This is a genomic window from Lentiprolixibacter sp., assembly GCF_982873095.1.
The window spans coordinates 1-2,169 of sequence record NZ_CEYNTP010000347.1 but is presented as its reverse complement, the minus strand read 5'-3'; the positions used below and the strand labels follow the sequence as shown (position 1 = coordinate 2,169).

3 protein-coding genes are annotated in these 2,169 nt (G+C 45.0%); 1 reads left to right on the top strand and 2 read right to left on the bottom strand.

Annotation, left to right across the window (positions count from 1 at the left end; translation table 11 throughout):
• The coding region (locus AC4E7D_RS14240; protein ID WP_490174441.1) for a TRCF domain-containing protein at nt 1-887 on the top strand (887 nt) is incomplete at its 5' end.
• Between the two features lie 16 nt (nt 888-903).
• Here the strand turns inward: AC4E7D_RS14240 and AC4E7D_RS14235 are convergent.
• Together AC4E7D_RS14235 and AC4E7D_RS14230 are read right to left on the bottom strand one after the other, a co-directional pair.
• A complete protein-coding gene (locus AC4E7D_RS14235) occupies nt 904-1,563 on the bottom strand; it encodes an aspartate kinase (protein WP_490174440.1) in 660 nt (219 codons plus the stop codon).
• 59 nt (nt 1,564-1,622) lie between these two features.
• Nucleotides 1,623-1,982, bottom strand: coding sequence for a YraN family protein (locus AC4E7D_RS14230; protein ID WP_490174439.1), 360 nt, complete (start codon nt 1,980-1,982; stop codon nt 1,623-1,625).
• Nucleotides 1,983-2,169: the final 187 nt, after the last annotated feature.

Below are 2,169 nucleotides of genomic sequence, written 5' to 3'. Positions count from 1 at the left end.
CCATAGTGGAAAGTGGCCTCGACGTTACCAATGCCAACACCATCCTGATTAACAACGCCAATAATTTCGGGCTCAGTGACCTGCACCAAATGCGCGGAAGGGTGGGGCGCAGCAACAAAAAGGCCTTCTGTTATTTCATCACTCCCCCCTACGATATGATGACCGCAGAGGCCAGAAAACGCATTCAGGCCCTAGAACAGTTTACCGCCCTGGGCAGCGGGTTCAATATTGCCATGAAAGATCTGGAAATCCGTGGTGCCGGGGACCTGCTGGGTGGGGAACAAAGCGGATTCATCAACGAAATTGGATTTGAAACCTACCAGAAGATCCTGGCAGAAGCCATTGACGAACTCAAGGAAGAAGAATTTAAAGACCTGTACGCAGATACCGCGCCGAGTGGCATTTATGTGAAGGAAACACAATTGGACAGCGATTTTGAGCTCTTATTCCCGGATACCTACATAAACAACATTTCAGAACGCCTAAACCTATACACCCAGTTGAATGAGGTAAAGGACGAAACCGCCCTCAAGCAATTTGAAATAGAACTAACTGACCGGTTTGGGCCGCTGCCTGAACCCGCAAGGGACTTGCTGAATTCGGTGCGGATCAAATGGACGGCACAGCAGCTGGGCCTTGAAAAAATAGTAATGAAGAAAGGCAAGCTGCTCGGCTATTTTGTATCGGACCAGCAATCGGAGTACTACCATAGTCCCGTATTTACACAAGTACTGCACTACGCGCAATCCCATGCCGGCAATATCAAGATCAAGGAAAAACAAACCCGTAGCGGACTGCGTTTGATGCTCACCATGGAGGGAATTACTGATGTAGACACCGCATTATCTGCCCTGAAGGGCTTTCAGAAAAAGGAAGCTGCTGTTTAGCGAATAAGGTTTCCCTCTACAGCGATTTAAGGTCTTTAATAGTTTTAAAAGCACTTTCTACCTGATCGTCGTTGACGAGGATCGTGAACTCATTGGTAGTGGAGATCACCTCATACAAGACAATACCCTCCCAGGCAAGACGCTGAAAGATAAAATAATAGATCCCGGGAACCGATACATTCTCTGCCGGGAGCTTTACGGTGATAGACGAAAGGTTCTTTGCCTTTTGGGTGCACTTTTCGCTGCGGAATAACTCCTCTACCGTTTCGTCAAGTGCATTACTGACCACTATGTTAAGTTCGTTCACCCCCCGTGATGAAGTGTAAAAAACGTCCTTGTTCTGGTTGACTTCCTTGAGCAGGAGGCTTTGGTTTTCCAGAATGGAATCTGAAAGGAGGAAGGTAAAATCCGTAAGCGAGGAACGTACGGTTATTTCCCCTATGTTTTTCAGCACCTTGAGTATCCTGTGCGTGGCTCGAAATTCCAGGTCATCTGACAGTCGCTTGAGCGCCATAACGATAGCACCATTTCGAACCTCTTTTCCTAACTCTTCTTCCACCTCAGGCTTTATTAAGCGGGAGAGGGATGTCAGGTTTATGATCCCCTGGGCCAGGGCACTTTGTAAAAAAGGCTTCTTTTTAATGTAGTGTTCAACGACAGCTGAAATTGTTTTCATTGCACCCAATTTGAAACAAAGCTAACTTATTGTTATATGTGACACAAATAGTTAAGAAACTAAAAGTGATAAAAGGCGTTCTTAATGTGTTCCAGGGAATTGCCCTGGGCGTGGCGGGTGATCCAGATGATGTCAAATCGAACTTCAAGTGCTATCTGCCGGCTATTCAGATATTGATCTGCAGCCGTGACCAAACGCTGAATTTTCTTTCTGTTTATGGCATCAGTCTTATGTTCCAGCGCATGTCCGGAACGTGTTTTTACTTCAATAATAGCAATTACTCCTTCCCTTTTTGCAATCAGGTCGATTTCCGCTTTTTGATAACGGTAATTACGTTCCAGGATATGGTACCCCTTGTTTTTTAAATAGCTTGCCGCCTTGTTTTCCCCGTATTTACCGAGCTTTCCACAAGTACTCATGGTGGTGTTTTTTTAACAAAATCCCTGCATTTCATCGAAAAGATGGGTCGATTCAGCTGATTTTAGAGATTTGATTGTACTTTTCCTTGCAGAATAACCAAAAAACCTATCATACCATAATATACCTTAGGTTTACACGTTAAGAACTAGCCCCAACACATGAACGTTCTTAAAGCCTAAAAAAGAC